Below are 3,307 nucleotides of genomic sequence, written 5' to 3'. Positions count from 1 at the left end.
TGGGTCAGCTCGACCACGCAGGCCGCCCGGATCACCTCGTCGGAGTCGGCGTGCGGACCGGTCTCGGCCGCCAGCAGGACGAGCAGCGGCCGGAAGCGCTTGCCGCCGGCCTCCATCAGGTGGCTGGCCGCCTCCGAGACGAAGCCCGCCCGGCTGCGGACATGGCCCTGCAGCTCGAGCTCGACGACCTGCATCCGCTCGCGGAGTCGGTCGGCGAGCGCGTCGTCGGTGATCGGGAGCGCGAGGCCTGCCGGGCTGGCGTCGTGGGTCACCTGATGAATTCTCCTGCATGCCCGGCCAGCTCGAGCACGGGCCCCGGCACGACGCCGAGGACGAAGGTCGCGACGACGCCGACGGCGATGGTGCCGGAGGTCAGCAGGGAGGGCCGGACAGCGAGGGCGACCTCGCCGTCACCGTCCATGAAGAACATCACCACGATCAGCCGCACGTAGAAGAAGACCGCGATGATGCTCGACGCGATCGCCGCGATCACGACGGGCCAGGCGCCGGCCGAGAGGGCGACCGCGAAGACCGCCCACTTGCCCACGAAGCCGGCGGTCAGCGGGATGCCGGCCATCGAGAGCAGGAAGAAGGCGAAGGTGCCGGCCAGCAGCGGCGAGCGGCGGCCGAGGCCGGCCCAGCGGACGATCTGGGTGGACTCGCCCCCGGAGTCACGCACCAGCGTGACGACGGCGAAGGCGCCGATCATGGCGAAGCCGTACGTCGTCAGGTAGAACAGCACCGCCTGGAGCGAGGTCACCTGACCGATGGCCAGTTCGGTGGCGCTCTGGACACCGAGGACGCCGGTCAGCAGGAACCCGGTGTGGGCCACCGAGGAGTAGGCCAGCATCCGCTTGATGTCGCTCTGCACGACAGCGAGCACGGCGCCGACCACCATCGTCAGCACGGCGATGATCCAGAACATCGGCAGCCAGGTCCAGCGGTCGGAGCCGAAGGCGACGTAGAAGAGCCGGAGCAGCGCCCCGAAGGCCGCGATCTTCGTGCAGGCCGCCATGAAGGCGGTGACCGCGGTCGGAGCACCCTGGTAGACGTCGGGCGTCCAGGCGTGGAAGGGGGCGGCGCCGACCTTGAACAGCAGGCCGACGGCCAGCATCCCCATCCCGATCAGCATCATGGACTGGTTGGCGACGTCGTTGCGGACGGCCTCGTTGATCTCGGCGAACTGCAGCGACCCGGCGAAGCCGTAGATGAGGGCGGCGCCGTAGAGGAAGAAGCCGGAGGAGAAGGCGCCCAGCAGGAAGTACTTGAGCGCGGCCTCCTGGCTCAGCAGACGACGTCGCCGGGCCAGACCGCACATCAGGTACAGCGGGAGGGAGAGCACCTCGAGGGCGACGAACATCGTGAGCAGGTCGTTGGAGGCCGGGAAGAGCAGCATGCCCAGCACCGCGAAGAGCATCAGCGGGTAGACCTCGGTGTGGTCGAGACCGCGGGTCGAGGCCTGCCGCTCGGCATCGGTGCCCGGGAGGGCCGCGGCCTGCCCGGCGAACGCCGAGACGCCGCCCTCGATGCGCCGCTCGGCGAAGAGGACCGCGCCGCCGATCGCGAAGAGCAGGGTGATCCCCCAGAAGAAGGTGGTCGGCCCGTCCACGACGAGCGTTCCCGACATGGCGAGCTGACCGCGAGCAGCCCCCTCGCCGACCTCGTCCAGGGTGAGACCCACGGCGATCGTGGCGACCAGGGCGCCGGCCAGACCGACCACCGTCAGGATGACCTGGACGAGATAGCGGTGCGCCCGGGCGACGAAGGCCTCCACCAGCACCCCGGCGCAGGCGACGCCGAAGATGAGCAGCAGCGGAAGGAGCTGGAAGTACTCGATGGTGGGCTTGACGAACTCGGTCGCGGCACCGACGACAGCGGGGTTCACTGGTGGCCTTCCTCATCGTGGCCGTGATCGGCCCCGGGTACGACGTGAGCCTGCTCGGGTTGACCGACGCGCTCGAGGAGCACGTCGACGGTGGGGTTGGTGACGTCGAGCATCGGGCGGGGGTAGAAGCCGAAGAGGACCAGGCCCACCATCAGCGGGACGATCGCCATCAGCTCACGACGGTCGAGGTCGCGGTTGTCCGCCACCTCGGTCGGGGGCCCGGTCATCAGGCGCTGATAGGCCCAGAGCACGTAGACGGCCGCGAGCACGATGCCGGTGACGGCCACCGCCCCTGCCCACCAGGCGTAGTCGAAGGCCGCGATCAGGACCAGGATCTCGGAGACGAACTGGCTCAGACCCGGCAGCCCGAGCGTGGCCAGACCGGCGATCAGGAACAGCCCGGCCAGGACCGGGGTGCCCTTCTCCATCCCGCTCATCTGGCTGATCAGCGGGGTGCCGCGGCGCTTGATCAGGAAGCCGGCCAGCAGGAAGAGCGCGGCCGTCCCGATGCCGTGGTTGACCATGTAGAGGATCGAGCCGTTGGCGCCCTGGGCGCTGAACGCGAAGATCCCCAGCGTGATGAAGCCGAAGTGGCTCAGCGAGGTCAGCCCGATCAGGCGCAGCAGGTCGTCCTGGCCGATCGCCAGGAACGCGCCGTACACGATCGAGATCAGGGCGATCACGACGACCACCGGGGTGGCCCACTGCGACGCCTCCGGGAAGAGCCCCAGACAGAAGCGCAGCATGCCGAAGGTGCCGATCTTGTCGAGCACGCAGACCAGCAGCACGCTCGTGCCCGGGGTGGCCTTCTCGGTCGTGTCCGCCAGCCAGGTGTGCAGAGGGAAGAGCGGCGCCTTCACCGCGAAGGCGATGAAGAACCCGACGAAGAGCCACCGCTCGGCGCTCTGGCTCATCTCGATCGCGGAGAGGTCGGAGAGCAGGTACGACGGCGAGCCGTTCTGCGCGGAGACCACGTAGAGGCCGATCACCGAGGCGAGCATCACCAGCCCGCCACCGAGCTGGTACATCAGGAACTTGAGCGCGGCGTAGCCGCGACCGTCCCGGCCGAAGCCCCCGATCAGGAAGTACGCCGGGATCAGCGTCGCCTCGAAGACGACGTAGAAGAGGAAGACGTCGGTGGCCGCGAAGACCGCCAGCGAGAGCGCCTCCAGGGCCAGCGCCCAGGCGAAGAACGCGCGCGAGGAGTCGGCGTCGGTGTCGAACCACGAGGCCAGCAGCACGATCGGGACGAGCACGACCGTGAGCAGGATCAGCAGCAGACCCAGCCCGTCGACGCCGAGGGCGTAGTGCACGCCCAGGGCGCCGATCCACTCGTGGGTCTCGGTCAGCTGCATGCCGTCGCCGGCATCGAAGAGCAGCGCGACCACGGCACCGATCAGCAGCGTCAGGCCCGAGACACCG

2 protein-coding genes and 1 pseudogene are annotated in these 3,307 nt (G+C 69.3%); all 3 read right to left on the bottom strand.

Translation table 11 applies throughout. From position 1 onward, the window contains the following. Positions 1–272 (bottom strand): annotated as a pseudogene (locus ABZE72_RS16415) (polyprenyl synthetase family protein); the annotation flags it as partial. After that, on the bottom strand, positions 269–1,885 hold the full coding sequence (gene nuoN, locus ABZE72_RS16410) for an NADH-quinone oxidoreductase subunit NuoN (protein WP_372730108.1): 1,617 nt from the start codon (positions 1,883–1,885) through the stop codon (positions 269–271). The pseudogene ABZE72_RS16415 and the gene nuoN, both read right to left, overlap by 4 nt. Then, on the bottom strand, positions 1,882–3,307 hold a 1,426-nt coding region (locus ABZE72_RS16405; protein ID WP_372730107.1), incomplete at its 5' end, for an NADH-quinone oxidoreductase subunit M. The genes nuoN and ABZE72_RS16405, both read right to left, overlap by 4 nt.

Origin of the sequence: Nocardioides sp., assembly GCF_041600255.1 — a bacterium.
Classification (GTDB): domain Bacteria; phylum Actinomycetota; class Actinomycetes; order Propionibacteriales; family Nocardioidaceae; genus Nocardioides.
Note: the sequence above shows the minus strand (reverse complement) of the source record. Positions and strands in the feature narration are given on the sequence as shown.